The following is a 22,276-nucleotide window of genomic DNA, read 5'->3' as shown; positions in this document are numbered from 1 at the left end:
TCGGCATCTGCCGCGGTCTGTGGTGGCTCTTCACTCGTTCCGGAACGGCGAAATCTGGCGCATGGCCAGCACGGTGCCGTCCCGGCTGATCAGGATCACGCCGTCCCACTCGTGGTCCCAGTACGTCCCGTTCGGTTTGGTCCTCCACGCGTGGGCCCGTTGCCGGTAGGCGGCGATGTCGGCGTGTCGCTTCTCATCCTTCCTGGTGACGAGGGCATCGAGTATGTCTTTCGCGACGCCGGAGAATGCCTGAACCCGTTCGCCGTTGAGCCGAAAAACATGATCCGTGCCCTCGAACCTTTCGCCCAGCAACGTGTAACGCGCGTCATGGACGCTGCCGGATGCAGCGTGCGCGAAACTTTGAAAGAAGTCGTTGCCTTGGCGTGTGGTGAGGAGGGCAGCGATGGACTCGCCGTCGCCGGCGAACGCGGTGAGGGGGCGCGCCTGTTCGGCCTGGTGCGGGTCCGCCGGTTGGCCCATCGGGGCCTGGGGTGTCCAACGTCCATCCTGCCGACCGGACGCTGTCGCTGCCGTCGGGCCGACATTCCATGGGCCTGCGGCGCCTGGCGGTCACCGAGACGGTCCGCGGCTCCTTCGGCCAAGCCGCGGCGGCGGTCGAGCGCCACTGCGGGAAGGTGATCGGCAAACGCCGACTCGAAGAGCTCGTCCGGGAGGCGGCCGTCGGCGTAGGCGCCTTCTGTCAGGTGCACGTCCCCGTCCCCTGCACCCGGGACATGCCGCTGGTGATCCAGGCCGACGGCAAGGGGGTGATCGTGCGGTCCGAAGCCCTGCGCGAGGCCACTCGCCGGGCTGCGCTGAAGGCCGCAGCCCAGGGGCATCGGGGTCGGCTCGCACCGGGCGAGAAGCCGAACCGCAAGCGAATGGCCACGGTGGCCTGCGTCTTCGACGTCCGTCCCGCCCCACGGCGGCCGCACGATGTGATCCACCCGCCCGGTGGCCGCAGCGGCGAGCGCGCTCCTCGCCCGGGACGACGGGCCGAGAACAAGTGGTGCACCGCCTCGCTCATCCATCCGCCGGAGGCGGTGATCGCGGATGCCTTCGCCCAGGCCGAGACCCGCGACCCTGCCCATCTGCGGCCGTGGGTCGTACTGGCCGACGGTGCACGCCACCAGCTCGACGTGATCCGCGCCGAGGCCGCCCGGCGAGGTGTCGCCGTGCACATCCTGCTCGACTTCGTCCACGTCGCAGCGTATGTCTGGGCTGCCGCCCGCGCGTTCCGCCCCTCAGACGCGAACGAGACAGAAGCTGGGCAGCCGACCGGCTGACCGCCATCCTCGCTGGCCATGCCACTCGCACGGCCGACGAGATGACGGCCCAGGCCGAACAGGAACGGCTTCCCGCGACCCGGCGCGAGGCCGTCATCACCTGCTACCGCTAACTGACCGGTCACCTCGACCAGCTCCGTTACGACACCGCCCTGGCCAGAGGATGGCCCATCGCCACCGGCGCGACCGAGGGCAGTTGCCGACACCTGATCAACGACCGCCTCGACATCACTGGCGCCCGCTGGGGCCTGGAAGGAGCCGAAGCCGTCCTCCAACTCCGCACCCTGGCCGCCAACAGCGACCTCGACGCCTACATGCGCTTCCACGCGGTGCGTGAGCACCAGCGCCTCTATCCCACTCCCAACCAGCAGGACTACGACCTCAGTGCCTGATCACGATCTTCCCTTGAAACGAACCGCATCCTTCGAACCTCGCGTGCCGCCGCGCCAGACGCTCCGCCTCGGTGGAGCGCGCCGCGAGTCGCGCGGACCCGATGAGAACCAGCAGATAGAGGTAGCTGGGAAGGTCCGGTTTGAAGCCGTGCCGGGCGCAGTGGATGCTTTCCTCCAAGGCTTTCCCGCACGGCGACGTGGATCTGGCCGTAAGGTGGGGCTTAATATGCGGCGGGGCGCGAGAGGGTGGGGTGCCTGTGCGGGGTGACCGGCGCGCCGTTCTGGTCACGACGGTGCTGATTCTCGCGGTCTTCGCCGGTGTGCTGTCGCTGCTGAGCTGGGACCGGGCGAACCAGGTGGCCGGGGTGGTCTCCGCGGTGGTCGGCATGGCCGCCCTGGGGGTCGGTGTCTGCGCGCTGCTGGCCTCGTCCGGGAGCACGTCCGTACAGGTGTCCAGAACCGGGCGTGCCACGGCCACCGGCGGCGGGGACGCCAACACGGGTGCCGTCGCCTCCTCGTCCGCCGGATCGGTCTCCGTCGAGGAGACCGGCGACGCGCGGGCGGACGACGGCAGCGCGAACACCGGTTACCGGCGGCAGGAGTAGCGGCGCATCCGATGTTTTTCCGCAGCCGCGCCGTAGTGCGCAAGTCGGGGGGATCCTCCGCCGAGGGAGCCGGGGCCTTCGCCAACAGCGGCGTGATGGTGGACAGCTCCGTGCAGGTGTGCGCGGGGCGCCCCGCCGCCTCCGGCTATCTCCTGCGGGTGGAACAGGCCCTTGCCGCTGCCGACTTCCAGGGGCGTGAGGGCGAACTCGCCCAGCTGGCGACCTTCTGCACGCATGATGTCCCTGCGGGCCGTCCCGGCGCCGGCTACTGGCGCTGGGTGGCCCCGGCGTGGGCGGGGAAGTCCGCCCTGCTGGCGCACTTCGTCCTGCATCCGCCACCTGGCGTCGATGTCGTGTCGTTCTTCATCACCTTCCGCATGGCCGCGCAGAACGACGCCGCGGCGTTCTGCGAGGTCGTCCAGCGACAGGTGTACGCCCTGCTGGGTGAGGAAGAGCCGCTGAGTACCCCCGCCACGCGCGACGAACAGATGCAGCTCGCGCTGCACCGCGGCGCACAGTGGTGCGCGACGCGAGGCCGGCGGCTCGTGCTCGTGGTGGATGGACTGGACGAGGACAGCGGTGTGACCGCCGGTGCCAACAGCCACAGCATCGCGGCGCTGTTGCCCCGCGTTCCCCCGCACGGCATGCGCATCGTTGTCGCCGGCCGTCCGCATCCGCCAGTACCGGGGGACGTGCACGTGGACCATCCCCTGCGGAACACGGCGATCGACCACCGGCTGGAGCCGTCCCCGCACGCCCGCGCGGCGCGCGAGGACGCGGAGCGGGATCTGCTGCGACTGCGGGACGGCGGCGGACTGGGCTGGGACTTGGTCGCTCTGACCGTCGCGGCCGGTGGCGGGTTGAGCGCGCCCGACTTCGCGGAGTTGACCGGGAGCCCGGCGCGACTGGTCGAGCGCGAGCTGTCTGCGGTGAACGGCCGCAGCTTCCGCTGGCGCTCCGGGCACTGGACGTCCGCCGGTCCGCCCGTGTTTCTCTTCGCGCACGAAGAGCTGCGGCGCGCCGCAGCCGAACTGGTCACGGCCCAAGAGCTGGCGGCCCACCGCAGCCGTCTGCACCGGTGGGCGGACTTCTACCGGCACGTCGGGTGGCCGCAGAGTACGCCCGAGTACCTGCTGCGTGGCTACTCCCAGTTGCTGCGTGCACAGGGGGACACCTCCAGGCTGGTGGCACTGGTCTGCGATACCCGGCGTCAGGAGCGGTTGTGGCAGGTGTCTGGGGCGGACTTGGAGGCGCTCAGTGCGGTGTCGGACGCGTTCGTCCTGGTGCTCGCGGACGGCGGGCGCCGCGGCGATCAGGACGTGTCTGTGGCTCTGCGGCTCGCCGCCGCGCGGGACGGGCTGCACGAGCGGACAGCGCCTCTTTCCCCTGGCCTGATCGCCCTGTGGGCCCGGTGTGGGCACCCGGCGCGCGCCGTTCAGCTGGCCGAGTCGCAGCGCGGCGCGTGGGACCGGGTGGCCGCCCTGAGCGCCATCGCCGGTGCCCTGGCCGCCGCGCGCCCGGATAAGGCGGCCGCTCTGCTCGACAGAGCCGACAGCACCGAAGACCGGGACCGCTTCCTGGCGGCGATCGCCAAGAGCCTGGCGGGCTCCGGCCGGCCCGCCGAGGCCCTGCGGTCGGCCTGCCGCATCAGCGACCGGGAGGGCAGGGCGGAGGCTTTCGTCGCCGCGGTCGGGGCCCTGGCCGGAGCGACGGGGAACGCCGGAACGGCTCATGAGGAGGCCGGGGGCCGGGGCACCGATGCGTTGTCCTGGGCGCTGGAAGCCGTCGACGCGGTCATGGCGGTGCCCAACACCGTCTCCCGGAGCGCTCTGGCCGCCTCACTGGCCGCCGCGCTCTCCCGGCTCGGCGAGCATCGCCGGGCCCTGGCGTTGGCGGAGCGTGCCGTGTCCCGTTCGTCCGACTCTGGTGACACGGTCCGGCGTGCGCAGCGCCTCGCCCTGTTCGCCCGGGAGATGTCCACGGTGCCCGGTCTCGCCGCACAGGCTGCCGAGTTCGCCGTGACGTCGGCCCGGTTGGCGGCGGCCATCGACGACCCCGCCAGCGTGGAATGGGTCTACCCCGACGTCGCTGCGAGCCTTGAGGTGACCGGACACCACCAGCAGGCGATCGACTTGGTCAGCCGCTTCCTGAACGATCCGGAGGACGGGCTAGTCGAGATCGGCATCGCGGCCGCGGAATCCGGTGACCTTGACCGAGCCTTGGAGCTGGCCGAGCGGATCACTGAACCCATCTACCGGGCGCGCGTCCTCAACGCCGTCGGCAAGATGACGGCAAACACGTGCGACCCGGGTCGGACACTGCACTTGGCCCAGCAAGCCCGTGACGCCACCGACAAGGTGCCGTATCTCCACTGGCGGGTGACGCTGTCAACTGACACCGCCGACTTTCTGCTGCGAGCAGGCCAGGAAGAACACGCCCACGCCGTAGTCAAGTGGGCGACGAACATGGTGCGGAGAGGCCGGGGGCCCGGGGTGCGCACCCTCATCAACCTGGCCGTCGCGGCTGGCCGGTCCGGGCAACGGGGTGACGCAGCCCGCCTCATCCACCGCGCCGAACAGGTCGCTGACACGTCCGCCCCTTACGCACGCATCCTCGCCCTCGCGGAGGTAGCCGAGGGCTTGCACCACACAGGTCGCCCCGCGGAGGGGGACGAGCTCCTACGCCGTGTACTCCACGAGATCCGGGCCCTGACAGATCACGCCGAGCGCGCCGACGGCCTGCGACGGGTGGCCGAGGCATTCGGCCGCATCGGGAAACCGGACGGAGCGGCAGAGCTGGCTCAGGAGATCCTGGGCCTGGCGGGCACCGCCGACAGCCCCTACCAACGGTGCTGGGACACGTACGCCGCCGCCGGTGCGCTCCTCGCGGCGGGCGATATCGACGCGGTGCTCGATCTGGAGGCTGACCTGCCGGAGGACGCGGTCGACGAGATGCTCGCCGATGTGGTGGAAAGGCTCGTGGCCGCTGGTGATCTGGCCACAGCAGAGAAGGTCACCGACTGGCGAGGAGAGAGGCACGCCATGGGCCACCTTGCGGCGGGCGCCGCCGCCACGGGGGATGTCGCCCGTGCCACCGCGCTGCTGGAGGAGATCAGCCACCCTGTCCAGCGCGAGGCGGCCACACCGGCCGTCGTCAAGGCGCTCTGCCGGATGGGTGCCCGTGAAGAGGCCCGCGCCTTGGCCGACGCCCTTATCGCGCCCGAGCACCGCGGCAAGGCGATCTCAGCGATCGCCCAGGCACTCGGCCCCTGCCAGCAGGGGCGCCTTGTACTGATCGAGGCGCTGAACTGGGGCCCGTGGGAGCAGATGCATGAGGAGATCGCCGATGTAGTGCCGGAGCACCTGCCCCTCCTGGCGGACCTCGTGCTGACGGAAAGCTTCAGCCGAGGTGACGATCCTGCCCGGGGGGCGACTCCGCCGTCGCCTGCGTGGGAGCCCATTCCCTGGTTGATTAACAAGATTGAGACGCCGAGATAGGGAGCGAGGTTGTGTTTCTGGCGGAGGTTGGATTGCTTGTCCATGGAGTGCCGCAGGTACAGGCGGTCAGCCACCGTCCTCTTCCTTGATGACCTTCGCTATCCGGGCCACCCTCTTGGCAGTCTGACGGATCCTCCATGCCTCGATGCTCAGGGACTCCGCGCCGGGGGAACTCCTGTCCAGCCACTCCGTGGCGCCCAAGAGCAGTGCCGCAACCTCCTGGAGGACCAAGGCAGCGTCCCCGAGCGCGCCGGGGACGTCGCCCTGCTCCATGCGCTCCTCGGCGCGGGCGGAGGTGGTCTCGGGCGACAGGTCCCGGCGGGCAGCCATGGCTGCCCGGGCGCCGGGGTCGCTATCGAAGGGGATGGACACCGTCCCGAGTTCCAGACCGGGCTGCATGGGCTCATCTTCGATTCCGACGGACGAGGCAACCTTGACGATGCGCGGGGTGATGGTGAGGAACTGCTGCCGCAGGCGTTCGTTCGGGTCCTCGCGGGCGTGCTCGTCGAGCCAAAGGGACATCTCCGGCGGGAGCTGGGCGAGCAGGCGCGCCAGGGCACCGACACTGTTCAGCATCGGGTGGGCCGCGACAGTGGCGGCCAGGTGCTGCGGCTGCCCGGAGGCGGCGGTTGTCGGCTCGCGGTCACTGTCGGACATGGCGTCCTCTCGACTGGGCCGGACCGTGACGGCTCGGCAGGGATGATCATCCCAGGAGGCGGAAAGGGGAGGCGTATGGCATGCGTGAAGCTGATTGGTTCGTGATCGCGTTTCCGCTAGTCACCGATTGGATCAGCCACCCAAGGAGCGGGGAGGCGCAGACGACCGTTTCCGCCCCCGTCTTTGCTCGAGTTGCTTCCGCGTGGGGCGCTTCAAGCGACGTGTCCAGGTGCCAGGTTGGAGGCATGAGCGCCAACCAGGGATGCGACCACGACCCCGAGTGCTGCCGGCTCTGTACCGTCCCGGCGGCGATGGACTGGACGTGCGCGGCCATCCGGAAGGTGAACCCTTCGTGGGCGGACGCGATGACGAGGCTCGCGATGATGGCGGGGCATGACGCTTCCGAACGGTCGTGACGGTAGGCGTCACCGCGAGGCGCCTGTGCGTCACGATGGATCACTGGACGCTGTAACCGCCGACGGGCCATGAGAGGGTGCGGGCGACCGGCCCGCTGGCCTGCCAGAACCGCTGTGTGCCTCTGCGGGCCCTTGGGGCGCTTAGGGTTAACTTGCCTCAGGGCGCCGCCAAGGCCCGGACGGGCTCAACTGACAGTAATTGATCGCCAGGGCGTTGCTTCGGGAGGATGTACGGCAGAGGTGCCTGGCTTGCGCCGCGGCCACCCGGATTCCGCTGTGCCGGTCACTCTCTCAACTCCTGGCGCAGCACCGACATCTCGGCTGGATCCAGAGTGGCAGTGGCGAGGCCGACAAGCGAGCGCTCCAGCGCGCGCCCCGTATCCTGGAGCACTCGCTCCGCGCCATTGCGGTCACGGACGATGACCACTCCACCGGACACCACGATCTCCACGATGCTGACCGCCGGATCACCGGTGATCCGCATTCCCCTATAACCGAGCCCCTGAAGCGGAGCTGCCCGTTGAGGGGCTGGCGGCAGAGCGGCGATCCGGCGCATCAACTCTTCCCCGACTTCTGGCGCAAGGCCGAATACCGGATTCCGCCGCCCGCTATAGAGATCGATCTCGACGTCCATACCGGTCATTCCCTGCTGGCGGTTCCGCCTCGGCCACAGAAGGAGCTGTCCCGGCCCGGGTAGGCGCCGTGCCTGCTACCTTATCCTCCGTGCTTGTGAGATGCACCCGTAGAAGTACCCGCAAAATTCTGTGTACGGGCCACGGTTCGCTTTCTCTGGATCGTTGATGACGTTTCCACTGTTGTCCGTGTTGCGGGCGGGGTAGCTTCCGGGCTTGTGACCCCAGAATCCCTCCACTTGCTTGCGGTACCAGTGGAAGTCGATGCCGGGGGCGATGACCAGCGCTACCAAGGGCCGTGGTTTCTCGGAGTCCGGGAAGCAGTTGTACCGGTGGTGCATCCCGTCGCACAGCGACGCACGCGTCAGTTCGGCCCGTGTGAAGGCCTTGTACACGCTGCCGCAACCAAGGCCCGGCTGGGCGAACGTATCCGTCCGCCAGTTGCTGGCGTAGTTGTAGCAGTTGTTCCTGCTCCGGACGGTTGAGTCGTTGTTCCAGAATCCCGGGTTGAATTTTCCGAGTTCAATGATGCAGGCAGCTGCTGCGGTGGCCTCTTCCGAATGCTGTTCCGCTTCCGCATCGACTTCCGCCGTAGCGGGCCGGTCGGTGACCGAAAGCTGGGACGGGGCCGACAACTGTGCGATCAGGAACTCGCGCAGTGAGGCGTCCAGCGGCTGTGCCGCTGCACCGGAGCTGAACGGGGCCCCCCGCTCCATCAGGGTGACGAGCCGCTCGCCGATTTCGGCTGCCCGGCTGCCGCGTGCCTGCGCGCCGACTGGAAGATATAGCGTCGAGTCGACGCCGAGGTCACGTTCGAACTCGTCGTTGAGCGGTTCGATCCGGAACCCCCGGACCCCGAGCCCGGCCTCGGCCGGTGCCTTACTGAGGAACAGGTTCCGGTTGCTTTCCACCTCACGGAGCAGCACCCGTACTTCGTTCTCCTCGGTGATGTCGGAGATCGGATCGGGACGGCCGGAGAACATGTCGGCTGTGATGCGAAGCATGAGTTTCTCCCTTTCGCTGCTATAACTAGGGCCTTTCTTGCCCCAGATGAGCCTCCCCGGAATTCCGAAGCCCCGGGGAGATATTCGATCGCTCCACTGTCCAATTGCGATGACAAAGGAAGTGCATCGCGCTGTATCAGGGCCTGGTCGGCGTTAGGTTTTCCGGAGGAGATACAAGGTGCTGAGCTCCCGGGTGGAGCAGGCGGTGGTGGGATGGCTTGCGGTGTAGGTGAAACCCCGCGGAACGGTGCAGGCCCACAGGCCCGTCTTTGGTTTCATCACGTGATAGAGCAGGCTGATACCGCTCGTGGAGCAGGTCGTGGTGTTCATTACGTGGTTGTAGGTGTAGCCGCGGGGAACCGTACAGGACCAGTAGGCGGCTGACGCGTCCTTCGAAGCCGGGGCTTCAGACGCCGTGGCCGTTGCCTGGGTAGTGCCCAGCATGGCGGCGGCGGCTGCCAAGCCGATCAGCAAGGACCGCGGTTTCGATCGCAACATGCGGTTTTCTCCTGATGCGTTGTCGACGGGCGGAAGCGTGAGAGCAGTCCGGCCGGGGCCTTTCCCATGCCCCGGCCGCCGCAGAGCGTGCGAGGGAGCTTCGCAGCGCCGCCGCGGGCGGACAAGCGCTCCACGTAATAGTCCGTTCCGGAGCAGTTTTGTCGGCATAGCCGCCGACCAGCCGGGGCTCCGGGGCAGACCCATGCGCGGACCGAATTGACATTGCGTGCATTGACCAGCCTGCTAAGCAGTGCCCGCCCTGGGCGCGTGTGTCAGGCACCTTCTTAGCTCTACTCGGTGACCAGCGAGGCGGAGACATGCGATGGGCCATATCGCGTCACCGGCGGCACTACCCTGGTGTCGTCGGACGGTGAGGGTACTCGGCCATACGCAGAGCCCCTGAGCCCTTCCCATAGCACGAAAGGCCGGTTGAGTCCTGCTACCGAGGATGGGACGGGATTTCAGCCGTGTCTGCCACAGTCGTCATGCAGGCAGCGTTTACCGAATCCGGAGGCAGCAGAGGGCTGTTGCTCAATTCACCAGCGTGCCCGCCGCGAGCGCATGGTCGGCCATTGACCTGCACTTTGGCGGTGTTGACGCGCAGGGTGCAGCCCTGGCCGACCTCGTTGTCGTTGGGTCCTGGTCCTGCGCGGCCCAGGCCGCCGTGAGCACCCCGCGATGACGTTCGAGGCGACCCGCGAGTACTTCGACTACCTCCACGCGGTCCTGACCGGCTGGGCCGCCCGCGTCACCAGCCTGTGCGAGATCGCCAAAAACCATGTCCGGATTCCCTCGCCCAGCGCCCCGGTCCGTCGGGCCGGGAACTCCTCAGCGCACTGTGCAGCCTCTTCCGGGCACTCAAGCAGGAACGACTGGTCTTTCCGTGCCCCACCCGAGACGTCTCACTGTCCACGGTCGTGCGTTTGCCCGTGCCGATCCCCACCGCCTGGCTCCACGGCTTGGACGATCGCGCCGGCACCCCGATGGCCAAGTTCGTTGTCGCCCTCGTCGGTGTCCACGGCCTCGGCCGCCGCGAGACCCGCCACCTGCCCCCGGCCGACCTCGACCTCTCCCGCCCGACGGCCCGGCAGGAACTGCGGCACACCGTCTACCTCGACGAACCCACCCACGCCCTCGCAAACGGCTGGGTCCGCGACCATCACCAGCGGTGGCCTCTGATGGCCACCCTCTACCTCCTGGTCAGCCAGCAGACCGTGGCCGACGACCGGCCCCCGCCCGTCTCCGCCATGGTCATGAACGGTTTCTTGTGAGTTCTTGCAGGATGATCTTCGTGTGGCACGGTGGAGGGAACGGTGATGTCGTTCCTTGGGGGTGAGGATGGCTCGGCGGAAGCCGTGGGAAGTCGGTGATGAACTATGGGCGGTGATCGAGCCGCTGCTGCCCCGATGTGAACGACGCTACCGGTACCCGGGCCGGAGGCGGATCGATGACCGCAAGACGCTGCAAGGCATCTTGTTCGTGCTCTACACGGCATCCAGTGAGAGTTCTTGCCACAGGAGTTGGGCTTCGGATCCGGGCCCACCTGCTGGCGTCGCCTTGCCGAGTGGCAGCAGGTAGGCGTCTGGGAGGACCTGCAGCAGGTGCTCCTGGACCAACTGCGGGCGGCGGACCGGCTGGACTTCTCCCGCGCCACCGTCGACGCCTCGCACGTGCAGGCCAAGCGGGGGCGAAGCCGCCCAAAAGTCGGCCCGAGTCCGGTTGACCGGAGGCGGCCGGGCTCCAAGCACCATGTGCTGACCGACGGCGGAGGCATTCCGCTGCGGGTGTCGCTGACCGGCGGCCACTGACATGGCCCAGCGCCGCCCCCGCGCGACCGGAGTCCGCGAGCTGACAGCTGCCGTCACCACTTCGCGATAGGCCCTGGGCCGGCGTACGGACGGGCTCCAGCATGGTCTCCGCCGAGCCACGCCCACGAGCCTGCGGAGCATCCCGGATGTACTCGCCGCCCTCTGACCCGGCTGACGCGCAACGCCTCGCCGACGTCCACGACAAGGCCGCCGCCCTCGGCGCCACGCCTCACGGCCCGCTGGTGTGGGGGTGGCATGGCCGGACCCTCAGCCGCCGCGCCGACCACACCGAGCGCGGCGCGTGCTGGCTGCGGCGGCTGGCCGCCCCGGCGGACAAGGCCGGCGGGAAGTTCTGGACCGGCACGGCCGACGCCGCGCGCAGTGTGCCGCTCGCGGTCCGCCGACCGGAGCTGCACGGCCTGCACGACCACAGCGACGGCACGTACGCCTACCGCACGGAGCTGACCGGCTTCGTCGACTCCCCACCCTGCTCACCCGACCCGGTCCTGCGCCAGGAACTGGACCTGCCCGCCTCCTGGTGGGCATCGCTCCTTACGGACCTGGGACAGCTTGGCGCTGTCCCCACGGACCGGGTGGCGGTGCGCCAGGAGTGGATTGACCGGGCCGTATCCCGCTTCACCGGCGCGCCCGCCCCGCAGGTCACCGAATGGGTCACCGCCCATGGCGATCTGCACTTCGCCAACCTCACCACCGATGGACCGACGATCTTGGACTGGGAAGGCTGGGGCATCGTTATCTAGAGGTGTGTTTGGCCTCTGAGGGACATGAGTTCAGTGCTCACTCTTCCGTGTGCCTTGCGACTATCCGATAGGTCATAGGGACGTTCGGCCCGTTGGGCCATCTGTGAAGTTCCATGCGGAGAAGGTGACGCTCCCCGGTGCCGTGCTGGTGGTGGCCTGGGTCGTGGTCGACGAGTTGTACCGGATGCACGTCGAGGCGACGACGTACCTGGAGAGCGTTCGCGGTCGGCACTGCTCGGTGAACACTCAGCGGGTGTACGCCAGCCGCGTCGCGTTGTACCTGACGTGGTGCGATGAGCGAGGGCTCGACTGGTCCTCCCCGGGCTTCGAGAACCTCCTTAGGTTCCGGGACTGGCTGATCAGCGAGCCCCTGCCGCCGCGGGGGAAGCGGCCTCCGGCCCGTCCGCGCTTCCGTCGGGAGGGCAGCGGGGATGCGGTCTTGGGCACGATGACGGAGTTCTTGTGCTTCGGAGTCGGGCACGGTTGGACCGCCGCTGAGCTCGCGGTGACGCTCTCGCGGCCGAAGCATCTGAGGTTCCTGGCGCCAGGCCAAAGTGCTGGCGAGGGCGGACAGTTCCGTGAGGTTCAGTCCCGGACCCTGAAGCTCAGGGGCGACGACCCGGGGATCGAGTTCTTCACCGCCGAGCAGGTGGATCTGCTGATCCGCCTCGCCCGGACTGCTCGCGACCGGTTCCTGATCGTCCTGATGCGGGCCACGGGCATGCGGATTGGTGAGACCCTCGGTTGCACCGCGAGGATCTGCACCTGCTGCCCGACTCCCGGGGTGTGGATCCTCTGAAGTGACGGTCAGGATCAAGCGGTGAGGCTGTAGGTCTGCTGGTCAAGGCTGGGGCAGAGGCGTTGGTGTTCGCAGGCCGCATGGAAGCCCCAGTGGAAGACCCGGTAGCCCTCGAAGTCGCTGTTCGCGATCAGCGCGCGGAGCTGGAGGACGGCTTCGGCGCCGTCGGGTCCCCAGCGGGCGCCGGTGATGTCGAGGCGGTCGGCGATCAGGTGGCGGCAGGCGCCTCCGACGGCACCGGTGGCGATCGGCCAGCCGGCCGCGAGAGCGGTGTCGTAGTGGAGCTGGTCGAGGTGGCCGGTGAGGTAGCGGTGGCAGATGGTGACCTGCTCGCGGCGGGCGGATTCGGCATGGATCAGGTCGAGTTGGTGGCGGGCGCCGTCGACGAGCACGATCCAGTCCCGAAGATGGCTGGGGTGGCGGGCCTCGGCCTGGGCGAAGGCGTCGGCGACGACCTGTTCCAGAGGGCGGATCACCCGAGGCGGTGCACCATTTCTTGCACCGCTCCCGCTCGCGCCTGCACCGTATGCGGGCGCACGCCTTAGACTGGTTGCCTGCTCAGGTTTCCCACAGGGGGTGCGGCATGGACCCTATTTCGCTGGCAGCCGCGAGTGCTCTGGTGGGAGCGATGGCTACCGACGGCTGGCAGCAGGCCCGCGCCGCAACGGTGGCACTGTGGCATCGGGTACGTCCCGAGCAGGACGAGGCCATCGCCACCGAACTTCGCACGGCACGGTCGACTGCCCTGACGGCCCGCGAGCGAGGGGAAACCGATCGCGAGCAGGCCCTTGTCAGCAGCTGGCGCCTGCGCCTGCAAGATCTGCTCGATCGGGACCCAGCACTCGTCGGCGACCTGCGGCGGCTGGTGGACGAGCAGCTCACTCCGGCTCTTCCCGAGGCCGAGCAGGCCCGCATTCACACCCTCGTGCAGAAGGCGAGGGCCACCGACCACAGTCAGGTCAGCCAAAGTGGCGGTGACATGACGACCCACCAGGCCCCGCGGCTGTGACCGGCGACGACGGGCCCCGGCCTCCCTGTGTCCGGCAGGACGCGCGTGCCGAACGCGGCAGTGAGGTGAACCAGGCCGGCGGAAACCTCTCCCAGTACCACACCACGTATATCGGTTCCACCCCTGGGCCACCGGTCGTCCTGCATACGTTGCCACGGGACGTGGCCGCCTTCACCGGCCGCGACGCCGAACTACAACGCCTCCTCGACGCTGCTGGGCCGGCCCAAGCGGTGGCCATCCACACCGTGGACGGCATGCCCGGGGTGGGCAAGACCGCCCTGGTCACCCGGGCCGCGCACCTGCTTGCCGAACGCTTCCCCGACGGGCAGCAGTTCGTCGACCTGCACGCCCACACCCCCGGCCGGCTCCCCGCCGACCCGTTCCACGTTCTCGACACGGTCCTGACAGACCTGGGTGTCATGCCCCAGCACATCCCTCCGACCTTGCAAGGCCGCAGCCGTCTGTGGCGAGACCGGCTCAGCGACAAGAAGCTGCTGCTGATCCTGGACGACGCCGCCGAATACGCCCAGATCGCTCCCCTGCTGCCCGGCAGCGGACCGTGCCTGACCCTGATCACCAGCCGCCGTCGGCTGATCGCGCTGGACGGGGCGCTGCCCCTGGCTCTCGATATCCTGCCGCCCGACCAAGCCGGACGGCTGTTCACCCGGCTCGCCCAGCGCACCCCCACCGGGGCCGAAGCCGATGCAGTCGCCGAGATCACCCGGCTGTGCGGCTACCTGCCCCTTGCCCTGGTCATGCTTGCCGGCCGCCTCGCCCACCACCGCACGTGGACCATCGCCCACCTGGCCGCCGACTTCGAGCTCGCGCAGGACCGGCTCGGCGAGCTCGCCGGCGGTGACCGCGCGGTTTCCGCCGCCTTCACGATGTCCTACCAAGACCTGCCGCCTGACCGACAGCGCCTCTTCCGCCGTTTGGGCCTGCACCCCGGTATGGACACCGATGCCCACGCCACCGCTGCCCTCGGTGCCGTCCCCCTGTCCGCGGCCCGCCGCGAGCTGGAAGCGCTCTACACGGATCACTTGATCGACGAGCCCGCCCCCGGTCGCTACCGCCTCCACGACCTCTTGCGCGAATTCGCCCGTACCCTCGCCCACGACGACCCCGCCGATGAACGGGAAGAGGGCACCGAGCGGCTCCTGGACTACTACCAGGACGCTCTCGAAGCCGCCGACCGCCACCTGGCCCGGTTCACCCGCCCCAAGGCCCCACTCCCCACGGCACTGCCCGCAACCACACCCGTTCTGTCCACGCCGGACACGGCCCTGGCCTGGCTGCGCACCGAGCGTGCCAACCTCCTTGCCTGCCTCGACCACGCCACCGTCAACGAACAGTGGCATCGCGTCGTCCGCCTCACCGCCGCCCTGGCCGTCTTCCTCCGTCAAGACGGCCCGTGGCAGCAGGCGGCCCTCTTCCACCAGCGCGCCGCCGGCGCCGCTCGGCGCAGCGGCGACCGCCTCGCAGAAGCCGATGCCCTCAACGACCTGGGCTGGGTACGACAGGCGAGTGGGGACTACCGGGCCGCGGCCGGGCTGTACGAGCGGGCTCTGGCGCTCTTCCACGACCTGGGCAACCGCCAAGGGGAAGCCAACGCCCTCGGGGACCTGGGCCGCGTGCGCTACATGACCGGGGACTACCCGGCCGCAGGCGGGCTGTATCAGCGGGCCCTTCCCCTGTTCCGCAACCTGGGTGACCTCCAGGGGAAAGCCAACACCCTCAACGGCCTGGGCTGGGTACGGCAGACGACCGGCGGCTACCGGGCCGCGGCCTGGTTGCATCAGCGAGCGTCGGTCCTGTTCCGGGATCTCGGCAACCGCCGAGGGGAGGCCTACGCCCTCAACGGCCTGGGTCGCGTGCGATGCATGACCGGCGACCACCGGGCAGCTGCCGAGCTCTACCGGCACTCCTTGGGCCTGTTCCAGGACCTTGGCGACCGCCAAGGAGAGGCCAACGCTCTCAATGGCCTGGGACGCGTACGGCAGGCGACCGGGGATAACCAAGCCGCGGCCGAACTGTTCCGGCGGGCCCTGCCCCTATTCCACGATCTCGGCGACCGCCAAGGAGAAACTGAGGTGTTGACCAGCAGGGGCGCGCTCTTGGCCAAGACCACCGGACCACAACAAGCTCTTGCCGTCTACCAACAGGCCCTTCGCCTCGCGCGTCAGGTGCGACGCCCGCTGAATGAGGCGCGAGTGCTCGAAGGCGTGGCCCGCTGTCAGGCATGCATCAGCGAACGCGAGGCCGCGCTGGCCAGCCTCCGGGAGGCGGTCGGCATATACCAGCGCATCGGAGCTGTCGAAGCGCAACAGGCCGCCGCGTACCTGGATGCCCTGGAAACCGAAGGCCCCGGCGGCACTGCGGCCGTTCAGGAATTGACCGATACCTGAACAAGATCAGCGGTGTCTCCGGTGACCTGCAGGTGCGATCACGGAACTCCTGACCCGAATACGCCCCCTGGTCCGGAACGGTGTGCCCGAGAAGTCGACTCCCGAGGCCAGGGACTGCTATCGAGCACACAACGAGGTCCTCGACGCTGTTCTGGAAGCCGTATGAGCCGGTGCCCTGTCGAATCGAAGATGGTCGGGTAGCCCGAGGGGATCTCACCCTCGGGCTACCCGACCATCCCCGTTCCGCAGCCCGGCTCACCCGGCCTCCGCCGGTGGAGCCGGGAGGCGCACCGTCCGCGCTCGCCTGACCGGGGCTCCCTGTCGGCATTGGGTTTTGTTCGGGAGAGTTGAGCCCTCATCACCATGCGGAACACCAGGAGCGGCGGGCGTACCTGGTGGCCGTCCGGCACAGCACCACCTTCGACGACCCCTTCGGTGATGCCCAGACCTTCCGCCCCCGCTCCTGGGCCGACCTGGTCGACTGAGCCTCAGGCGATCCGGCCCGAGGCCGGCGGAACCACGGTGCGGTCGCGGCGACGGCGATCGCACCGTGACGGTGACGGGGGTGTCCTGCCGGCCTGCATGCGCGGGTCCTATCAGCGGCCGCTGAGGGGGCGTTGGTCCGCGTATGATCCGGATCTTGGTACCAGTCACCGGGAGATGGGATATGGGGGCGGGCCGCGGAGGGCCGGCGATGCGGGGTCGGTGGAGTCGTGCTGATCGGGCAGTCGTTGGACAGAGGGGCTCGCAAGATATCCGCCTGGCCACTCACGACACTGCCGAGCGATGAGCCGGCGGATCAGGCGCGAGCGCGTCCAAACAGCTCAGCACTATTCCGGCATGCGGTCATCGGTATCACAGGGCACATGTCGTCGGAAGCGTCTTGTGCCGTCCAGGTGGGCTCCGTAATGAGACATGTTGAAATTTCCCTCTTCTTGAAGAAGAGGGCGGGTGGGCCCTTTGCTCGTGCATGACCCCCGGTGGCTCCCCTGGCGTCCGCTGCCGGACGGGCTGGCTTCGCGTGGGCTGAAACGCAGGTCAATGACCGACAACGTGCCTATGGTGGCCACGCTGATGAACCGAGGAGCAACCATTCGCTCTCTCCGAATTTGGTAAACGCTGCCCGAATGACGGCCGTGGCGGCGATGACTGAGAACCCGTCCCATCTTAGGCGTCGGGGCTCAACCGGTCTCTTGTACGACCGGAGGGCCCAGGGGCTCTGTGTATGACCAGTAATCCATCGCAGTTCGGCGGCCACCCGGACTTGACCGCCTATGGCACGGTGCGGCACCTCACATGCCTGCGCCGCGCCGGTCACCGAGTTGCGCCACGAAGGTGACGGACATCCATGCCGAAGCGCGGGCGCTACTGAGCGGACTGGTCAATGCATGCAGTGCCGGTACTGCCCGCGCGTGGGGCTGCCCCGGAATCCCGGTGATCTGCGGTCCGGCTGATTCCGGAACGGAGCTGCACGTGAAGTGCTTGTCCGTCCATGGCTGGGCTGCGAAGCTCCCGTCACACGCTCTGCGGCGGCCGTGGAATGGACAGGCCCCCGGGCCCCACCCACCGGTTATGCCTCGCGGACAACCCCTCAGGAAGGCAATCTCATGGGGCGACAGAAACTGCGGTCCCCACTGCCCGGCTTGGGCACTGGCTCCGCTCGATATCAGTCTCGACTCCGAGGTGCGGTCATGCATCACTCAGTTCGCAGGTTTTCCCTTACCGCCGGCGTCATGAGCGCGGTGTTACTGGGGGCGTCACAGGCGCCGGCGAGCGCGACTTCGGCGGAGTCCAACCCCGCACCCGCCGCCGCCCCCACAACTGTTCCTGGAAGCGGCGGGGCAAGCCTGGAGAGCTCGGGTTCCGGTTCCCCGGGGGGGGTTCCCTGGGGCCCGAAGCAGTGTGCACCTTCACGACCCGTGGTGACTACGTCCACGTCTCCTCGTCCGCCTTCGAAGCGTCCGGGCACGGCTGGTGGGTCAATGGCAACTGCCCCACCTCTACGGCTGTCGTCACGGTGGAACTGCAGGAGTACTACAACGATGGCAGCTGGCGGACCAAGGGCACGGTGGGCCAGGCGACAGTGAGGTCCGGCGGCGGCGCCGGTAACCGTGCAACCGGACGAGCGGGATGCAACAACAGCAGCCTGACGGGCTGGCGCAGCGTCGTCGATGTGGATCTGGTCGGCGTCGCCGACGACCCGGGTAAGCTCATCACACCCGCTCGCAACATCAACTGCCGACGGTATTGACCATCATGCCCGACAGCACGATGCTCACGGCTCTGTTCGGCGATCTGGCCCTGCACCCGTGGCGAGACCCCGCCGTCGTCTCCTCGGACGCCTACAGCCTGTTCGTCGCGAGGTCATCCGCGATGGGCTGGCTCACTTCGGCCGAGGAGAATGCGTCCGGCGGGGTCTGGGGCATGAACGATGCCGGGCAGGACCCAGACCCAAGCTCCGGATCACAACCATCACGCATCGCATGGTTCCAGGTGTCGCTGACCGAGCCGGTTCCCGGCGGTGGGCCGCTGCCGGTTCAGGCATTCCTCGCCTGCGTGGGGGATGTCATGGCGCGTATCGGCACTTCGCGCCTGCAGGCGGTCCAGATCCTGCTGCCTGTGCAAAGCCTCGCTGCGTCCTCGCGCGTGGGTTCTGTCATGACCCTGCTCCAGGACGCCGGCTGGTTCGTCGACTGTGACCCGGATCAGAGAACACAGGTGCGGATCACGTTGGACAGCGGACGGATTCCGTCCATTCACTCAGCGGCAGCGGACATCGTCGAGCGGACGCGAGAATTCAAGCAGGACGTTTTCTCGTGCCATTCGTTCTCCGTGGCGGGCGACGAAGCCATGGTCCTGGAGCCCGCCGTGACCGACGAGTTGTGGATGGGACCCGCTCACCACCGGACCACACTGCACGGAACCCTCGCTGAGTGGTCGTTGGGCGCCCTGGGCTGGCTGGCCGCATTCCTCGCCGACGCCAGTTGCTGGCATGGAGTCAGCACCCCGTTGATGCTTACGGTCTGCCAGTCCGAAGGATCGAATTCCAACACTGACCTCGATCCGTCAGCGGGATTCGGTGGTTGACCTGTTCGACGGTTCACCCGAAACGTGGCTCGTCGTAGACGAGGGTGCAGTCGGGGCCCGTCAGTTTTCGAGATCGCCTGCACGGAGGGGACGAATCATTCTCTGCAGGATCCGGAACGCGCCTGGCCACTCGGTCTCGGTCATGCAGGCCGGCATTCCGACCGCGACGGACCGGACTGCCGCGGTCGCCCCCTCCCGGCCTCGTCGGCCGCGAGGCGTGAGCCGCGCGCGAAGAACTTTCCCGTTGGAAGTGGTCGGCCAACAGCTGCATCTCGACCATGCCGTGTTGCTCTGTCGAGTGGTCGAGCCTGGCAAGTGGTGCCGTTCTTGCGGCTGTTTTGGGTGTCTCGCGACAGTGTGCTGCGCCGACTGGCGCGCGTCGTGGTGCTCTCACCGACGCAGCCATCAGCGTCATGACTCGGTGTCGACGATGCGGTGGGCCTGTCTTGCGCATCCGATAACGTGACCTGCCGGTAGGGGCCTTGGAAGGCCCCTACGCGACGTCCCAGTGGTAGTTGGTGTCCCACCGCCAGGCGGCCCCCACCGGGGCGCCGAGGCAGATGGCTCCGAACAGGACGGGTACTGCTCTTGGGTTCACGCTTGCTGCTGGGCGCGAACGGTTTCATGGTCCGGGCCGGTCGCCATGGTCGCCGACGGTGTGGTGCGGGGCCAGGTCCAGGCGTACCGCAGGATGAGGGCGAGAACGATCACTTCCAGTGCGACGCCAAGACCGTAGAAGTATGTCCAGGGCTCGCCCACCGCGTTGAATGCCGCGAAGGGGACCTGTACCGAGGCCACGATGAGGTTCGTGATGCGGTTTGCCCGGGCGGGCAGCGTCATCGACAGCACGACCATGAGGATCGGGATCGCCAGGAGCGCGAGGAAGGCGGTCAACAACGTCTGGCTTATGTTGAATTCCCAGACGATGCCGACCTCGATGTCATCGATGACGCCGGGCTTGAAGAAGGCGAGAATGTCCACGTAGGCGTACAGGAGCACGAAGCTTGTCCACGCTGCGGCGAGCTTGGCTCTCACCAGGATCCGCTGGTTTTCCAGCGCGGCCGTGGTGGGTTGACGCGTTCTCATCGTAGGCTCCGTTGTTGTGGTGAGGACTGGTCCGCCCACGATCGCTGAGCCCGGCGGCGGGCACATCGGCGTCGAGGCCGGACCCGCCTCGGCCGTTGGGAGAAGCGCGTCTCGTTCTTTCGGCCGGTCCCCGACGCCTCGGCGGTCCCTAGGCTGGGTGTGTGAGCACCAACGCCGTGAGGTCGCTGTGGGCCGAGCCCCGCGCCACGGACGCTCCCGAACGGGTGTCGCGCGACTGGGTGCTGGTCGGGGTGTTGATGGTGACGGCGCTGCTTGAGGGAGTCATCCGGGACGACGTCGCCTGGCGGCCGTTTGCGACGATCGTGGCGGTCGGACTTGCGCCGGTGCTGCTGTGGCGGCGCACCCGCCCGTTGGCCTGTGTCGTGGTGGCCTTCGGCACCGCGATGGCGCTGGGACTGGCCAGCCTGCTGGGCGGGGCCCCGAGCGTGGGCCTCGACACGATGATCTACATCCTGGTGCTCGTCTACGCGCTGGCCCGCTGGGGCTCAGGGCGCGAGATCGTGATCGGGCTGGCGGTGGTGGCGGTCGCTGCGGGAATCGGTACGGTCGCCGACTCCACCGGGCCGGCCGACGTCATCGGCGGATTCGCCGTCCTGGTGGCGGCGGCGGCGGACGGAGCGGCGTTCCGCTACCGCGCCGAGAGCTGGCGCCGGGCGTTGGACCAGAGCCGCAGCCAGGAGCGGATCGGCCTCGCGCGCGAGCTGCACGACATCGTCGCCCACCACGTCTCGGCGATCGCTGTGCAGGCGCAGGCGGGCCGGGCGATGGCCGGGCAGCGACCTGAAGTGGCGCTCGAGGCGCTGGTGATCATCGAAGGGGAAGCGTCGCGGACGCTCGCGGAGATGCGGGCGATGGTCCGGGTGCTGCGCGATGGAGCGCCGGCGGAGTGCACCCCCCAGCCCGGCGTTGCCGACCTGGTGTCCCTCGCCCGACGCGCCCCGGTCCCGGTCGTCGACGTGGAGTTGCCAGACGACATGGACGAACTTCCGCCCCAGGTCGACGCGGCGGTCTACCGGCTGGCGCAAGAGGCGCTGACCAACGCCCTGCGGCACGCCCGCAACGCCTCGCGTGTGGAGATCCGGGTCGTAGAGGGCGCGGGCAGGCTGCGACTACGCGTGACCGACGACGGACAGATCGACCCGGCACGGTCGGTGAACCACGGCTTCGGGCTGCTGGGGATGACCGAGCGCGTGCAGCTGCTCGGCGGCACGCTGCGTGCCGGGCCGGCGCCCGAGGGCGGGTGGACGGTCGATGCCGAAATGCCGACGAAGGTACGTCGATGACGGTACGCGTGCTGGTGGCCGACGACCAAGATCTGGTGCGCACCGGCCTATCGATGATCCTTGAAGCGCAGCCCGACATCGAGGTCGTCGGCCAGGCCGCCGACGGCCACGCCGCCGTCGAGCTGGCGCATCGGCTCCGCCCCGACGTGTGCCTGGTCGACATCCAGATGCCCGGGCTCAACGGCATCGAGGTGACCAAAATCCTCGCAGGGCGGGGCGTCCCAGACCCGATCGCGGTAGTGGTGATCACGACATTCGACCTCGACGAGTACGTCCACGGCGCGCTCCGGGCCGGCGCCCGAGGCTTTCTACTTAAGGACGCCGGGCCGGAGCTGCTCGTCCAGGCCGTCCATGCCGCCGCCGTCGGCGATGCACTGATCGCGCCGAACATCACCCGGCGGCTGCTGGCCACCCTCGCCGCCAAGGAACCGTCGAACCGACGGACCCAACCGATCGAGCCGCTCACCGAACGCGAGGAGGAGGTGCTGACGCTGGTCGCCCGTGGCCGGACGAACGCCGAGATCGCCGCCGAGCTATTCATCGGCTTGACGACCGCCAAGTCCCACGTCGCCAGCCTGCTGACCAAAATCGGCGCCCGAAACAGGGTGGAAATCGCGATGTGGGCGTACGACACCGGCCGGGTGAGGGCCTGAACTGATGCCTCACCGCACCACCACGGACGGCCCGCGATCTATGGCTGAACCGCTGACTGTCATCCTCGGCGCTGTCACCGCAGCCGAGCCCGACCTCGATCGCCAAGTGGCCGAGCAAACGGTTACCCAGGCCCTCTGCTGCCCGGTAAAAACGGTCCCACCGTTCTTGCTGGGCCTCCACGATGTTCTGCTCCATCTTGAGGGTCAGGTTGCCGTACAGGCCATTGACCCCGGCGATCTCGTGCCCCATGCGGGTTTCGATGGCGGTGTCGCTGTGGCCCTCCTCTTCGAGGCACTCCTTCATCCAGTGGCGGAGCCGGTAGATCGGCCACCCGCCCACCGAGAACTCCTGCACGGGCGGGATGGCCTGCCGCGCG

20 protein-coding genes and 4 pseudogenes are annotated in these 22,276 nt (G+C 68.5%); 17 read left to right on the top strand and 7 right to left on the bottom strand.

All coding sequences use genetic code 11. The features are described from left to right. Positions 1 to 30: 30 nt before the first annotated feature. Complete coding sequence (locus IH45_RS1000000149265; RefSeq protein WP_032917276.1) at positions 31 to 480, bottom strand: hypothetical protein; 450 nt, start codon at positions 478 to 480, stop codon at positions 31 to 33. On the opposite strand from IH45_RS1000000149265, the pseudogene IH45_RS01000000143515 reads away from it, so the two are divergent. The 3 genes and pseudogenes from IH45_RS01000000143515 to IH45_RS0111995 all read left to right on the top strand — a co-directional run. Continuing rightward, positions 445 to 1,678 (top strand): annotated as a pseudogene (locus IH45_RS01000000143515) (ISKra4 family transposase); the annotation flags it as partial. The gene IH45_RS1000000149265 and the pseudogene IH45_RS01000000143515 sit on opposite strands and share 36 nt — an antisense overlap. A gap of 251 nt (positions 1,679 to 1,929) precedes the next feature. Next, positions 1,930 to 2,283, top strand: a complete 354-nt coding sequence (locus IH45_RS0112000) for a hypothetical protein (protein ID WP_234440513.1) — start codon at positions 1,930 to 1,932, stop codon at positions 2,281 to 2,283. Between the two features lie 11 nt (positions 2,284 to 2,294). Next, a complete protein-coding gene (locus IH45_RS0111995; protein ID WP_063762979.1) occupies positions 2,295 to 5,780 on the top strand; it encodes an ATP-binding protein in 3,486 nt (1,161 codons plus the stop codon). Between the two features lie 66 nt (positions 5,781 to 5,846). Here IH45_RS0111995 and IH45_RS0111990 read toward each other — a convergent pair whose 3' ends face one another. Then, positions 5,847 to 6,437 (bottom strand): hypothetical protein, encoded by a 591-nt coding sequence (locus tag IH45_RS0111990; protein ID WP_030665818.1) that lies wholly within the window; start codon positions 6,435 to 6,437, stop codon positions 5,847 to 5,849. A gap of 245 nt (positions 6,438 to 6,682) precedes the next feature. Between IH45_RS0111990 and IH45_RS1000000148665 the strand changes: the two genes are divergently transcribed. Further along, positions 6,683 to 6,853, top strand: a complete 171-nt coding sequence (locus tag IH45_RS1000000148665; protein WP_158813044.1) for a hypothetical protein — start codon at positions 6,683 to 6,685, stop codon at positions 6,851 to 6,853. Between the two features lie 283 nt (positions 6,854 to 7,136). Here IH45_RS1000000148665 and IH45_RS01000000143510 read toward each other — a convergent pair whose 3' ends face one another. The 3 genes from IH45_RS01000000143510 to IH45_RS0111970 all read right to left on the bottom strand — a co-directional run bounded on the left by IH45_RS01000000143510 (position 7,137) and on the right by IH45_RS0111970 (position 8,987). Next, the gene (locus IH45_RS01000000143510; RefSeq protein ID WP_050514764.1) at positions 7,137 to 7,487 is read right to left on the bottom strand and encodes a hypothetical protein; all 351 of its coding nucleotides are present in this window, start codon (positions 7,485 to 7,487) and stop codon (positions 7,137 to 7,139) included. A gap of 75 nt (positions 7,488 to 7,562) precedes the next feature. Next, positions 7,563 to 8,489, bottom strand: coding sequence for a hypothetical protein (locus tag IH45_RS0111975; RefSeq protein WP_030665813.1), 927 nt, complete (start codon positions 8,487 to 8,489; stop codon positions 7,563 to 7,565). Between the two features lie 153 nt (positions 8,490 to 8,642). Further along, on the bottom strand, positions 8,643 to 8,987 hold the full coding sequence (locus IH45_RS0111970) for a hypothetical protein (protein ID WP_050514763.1): 345 nt from the start codon (positions 8,985 to 8,987) through the stop codon (positions 8,643 to 8,645). A gap of 923 nt (positions 8,988 to 9,910) precedes the next feature. Between IH45_RS0111970 and IH45_RS0111965 the strand changes: the two genes are divergently transcribed. The 4 genes and pseudogenes from IH45_RS0111965 (at position 9,911) to IH45_RS01000000143500 (ending at position 12,355) form a co-directional block, all read left to right on the top strand. Beyond that, positions 9,911 to 10,258 (top strand): hypothetical protein, encoded by a 348-nt coding sequence (locus IH45_RS0111965; RefSeq protein WP_158813042.1) that lies wholly within the window; start codon positions 9,911 to 9,913, stop codon positions 10,256 to 10,258. Between the two features lie 67 nt (positions 10,259 to 10,325). After that, positions 10,326 to 10,792, top strand: a pseudogene (locus tag IH45_RS01000000143505) (transposase); the annotation flags it as partial. A 149-nt stretch (positions 10,793 to 10,941) separates the two neighbouring features. Continuing rightward, positions 10,942 to 11,556, top strand: coding sequence for a hypothetical protein (locus IH45_RS0111955; RefSeq protein ID WP_030665807.1), 615 nt, complete (start codon positions 10,942 to 10,944; stop codon positions 11,554 to 11,556). Positions 11,557 to 11,659: 103 nt separating this feature from the next. Further along, a complete protein-coding gene (locus IH45_RS01000000143500; RefSeq protein ID WP_050514761.1) occupies positions 11,660 to 12,355 on the top strand; it encodes a site-specific integrase in 696 nt (231 codons plus the stop codon). Positions 12,356 to 12,369: 14 nt separating this feature from the next. On the opposite strand, the pseudogene IH45_RS1000000146415 reads toward IH45_RS01000000143500, so the two are convergent. After that, a pseudogene (locus IH45_RS1000000146415) lies at positions 12,370 to 12,853 on the bottom strand (hypothetical protein); the annotation flags it as partial. A gap of 130 nt (positions 12,854 to 12,983) precedes the next feature. Here IH45_RS1000000146415 and IH45_RS1000000145195 point away from each other — a divergent pair. The 6 genes and pseudogenes from IH45_RS1000000145195 to IH45_RS1000000149835 all read left to right on the top strand — a co-directional run. Continuing rightward, the gene (locus IH45_RS1000000145195; RefSeq protein ID WP_158813040.1) at positions 12,984 to 13,364 is read left to right on the top strand and encodes a hypothetical protein; all 381 of its coding nucleotides are present in this window, start codon (positions 12,984 to 12,986) and stop codon (positions 13,362 to 13,364) included. Between the two features lie 161 nt (positions 13,365 to 13,525). Next, on the top strand, positions 13,526 to 15,769 hold the full coding sequence (locus tag IH45_RS0111935) for an ATP-binding protein (RefSeq protein WP_158813038.1): 2,244 nt from the start codon (positions 13,526 to 13,528) through the stop codon (positions 15,767 to 15,769). Between the two features lie 347 nt (positions 15,770 to 16,116). Then, positions 16,117 to 16,254, top strand: a complete 138-nt coding sequence (locus tag IH45_RS1000000148660) for a hypothetical protein (RefSeq protein WP_158813036.1) — start codon at positions 16,117 to 16,119, stop codon at positions 16,252 to 16,254. A gap of 1,415 nt (positions 16,255 to 17,669) precedes the next feature. After that, positions 17,670 to 18,020: a hypothetical protein gene (locus IH45_RS01000000143495; RefSeq protein ID WP_032917274.1), complete on the top strand. Its 351-nt coding sequence runs from the start codon at positions 17,670 to 17,672 to the stop codon at positions 18,018 to 18,020. Between the two features lie 5 nt (positions 18,021 to 18,025). Beyond that, a complete protein-coding gene (locus IH45_RS0111920) occupies positions 18,026 to 18,856 on the top strand; it encodes a hypothetical protein (RefSeq protein WP_107058626.1) in 831 nt (276 codons plus the stop codon). 244 nt (positions 18,857 to 19,100) lie between these two features. Next, positions 19,101 to 19,231 (top strand): annotated as a pseudogene (locus tag IH45_RS1000000149835) (ISL3 family transposase); the annotation flags it as partial. A 219-nt stretch (positions 19,232 to 19,450) separates the two neighbouring features. On the opposite strand, the gene IH45_RS0111915 reads toward IH45_RS1000000149835, so the two are convergent. Beyond that, positions 19,451 to 19,942, bottom strand: coding sequence for a DUF6326 family protein (locus tag IH45_RS0111915; protein ID WP_030665794.1), 492 nt, complete (start codon positions 19,940 to 19,942; stop codon positions 19,451 to 19,453). 161 nt (positions 19,943 to 20,103) lie between these two features. Here IH45_RS0111915 and IH45_RS0111910 point away from each other — a divergent pair, with 161 nt between their 5' ends. The 3 genes from IH45_RS0111910 to IH45_RS1000000149830 form a co-directional block, all read left to right on the top strand. Further along, complete coding sequence (locus tag IH45_RS0111910; protein ID WP_030665791.1) at positions 20,104 to 21,246, top strand: sensor histidine kinase; 1,143 nt, start codon at positions 20,104 to 20,106, stop codon at positions 21,244 to 21,246. Then, on the top strand, positions 21,243 to 21,899 hold the full coding sequence (locus IH45_RS0111905) for a response regulator (protein WP_030665789.1): 657 nt from the start codon (positions 21,243 to 21,245) through the stop codon (positions 21,897 to 21,899). The genes IH45_RS0111910 and IH45_RS0111905 overlap by 4 nt, the downstream gene beginning before the upstream one ends. 40 nt (positions 21,900 to 21,939) lie before the next feature. After that, on the top strand, positions 21,940 to 22,276 hold a 337-nt coding region (locus IH45_RS1000000149830), incomplete at its 3' end, for a hypothetical protein (RefSeq protein ID WP_032917273.1).

It is taken from the genome of Streptomyces rimosus subsp. rimosus (assembly GCF_000720725.1).
GTDB classification, from domain to species: Bacteria; Actinomycetota; Actinomycetes; order Streptomycetales; family Streptomycetaceae; genus Streptomyces; species Streptomyces rimosus_A.
This window is presented reverse-complemented; position numbering and strand designations above follow the sequence as displayed.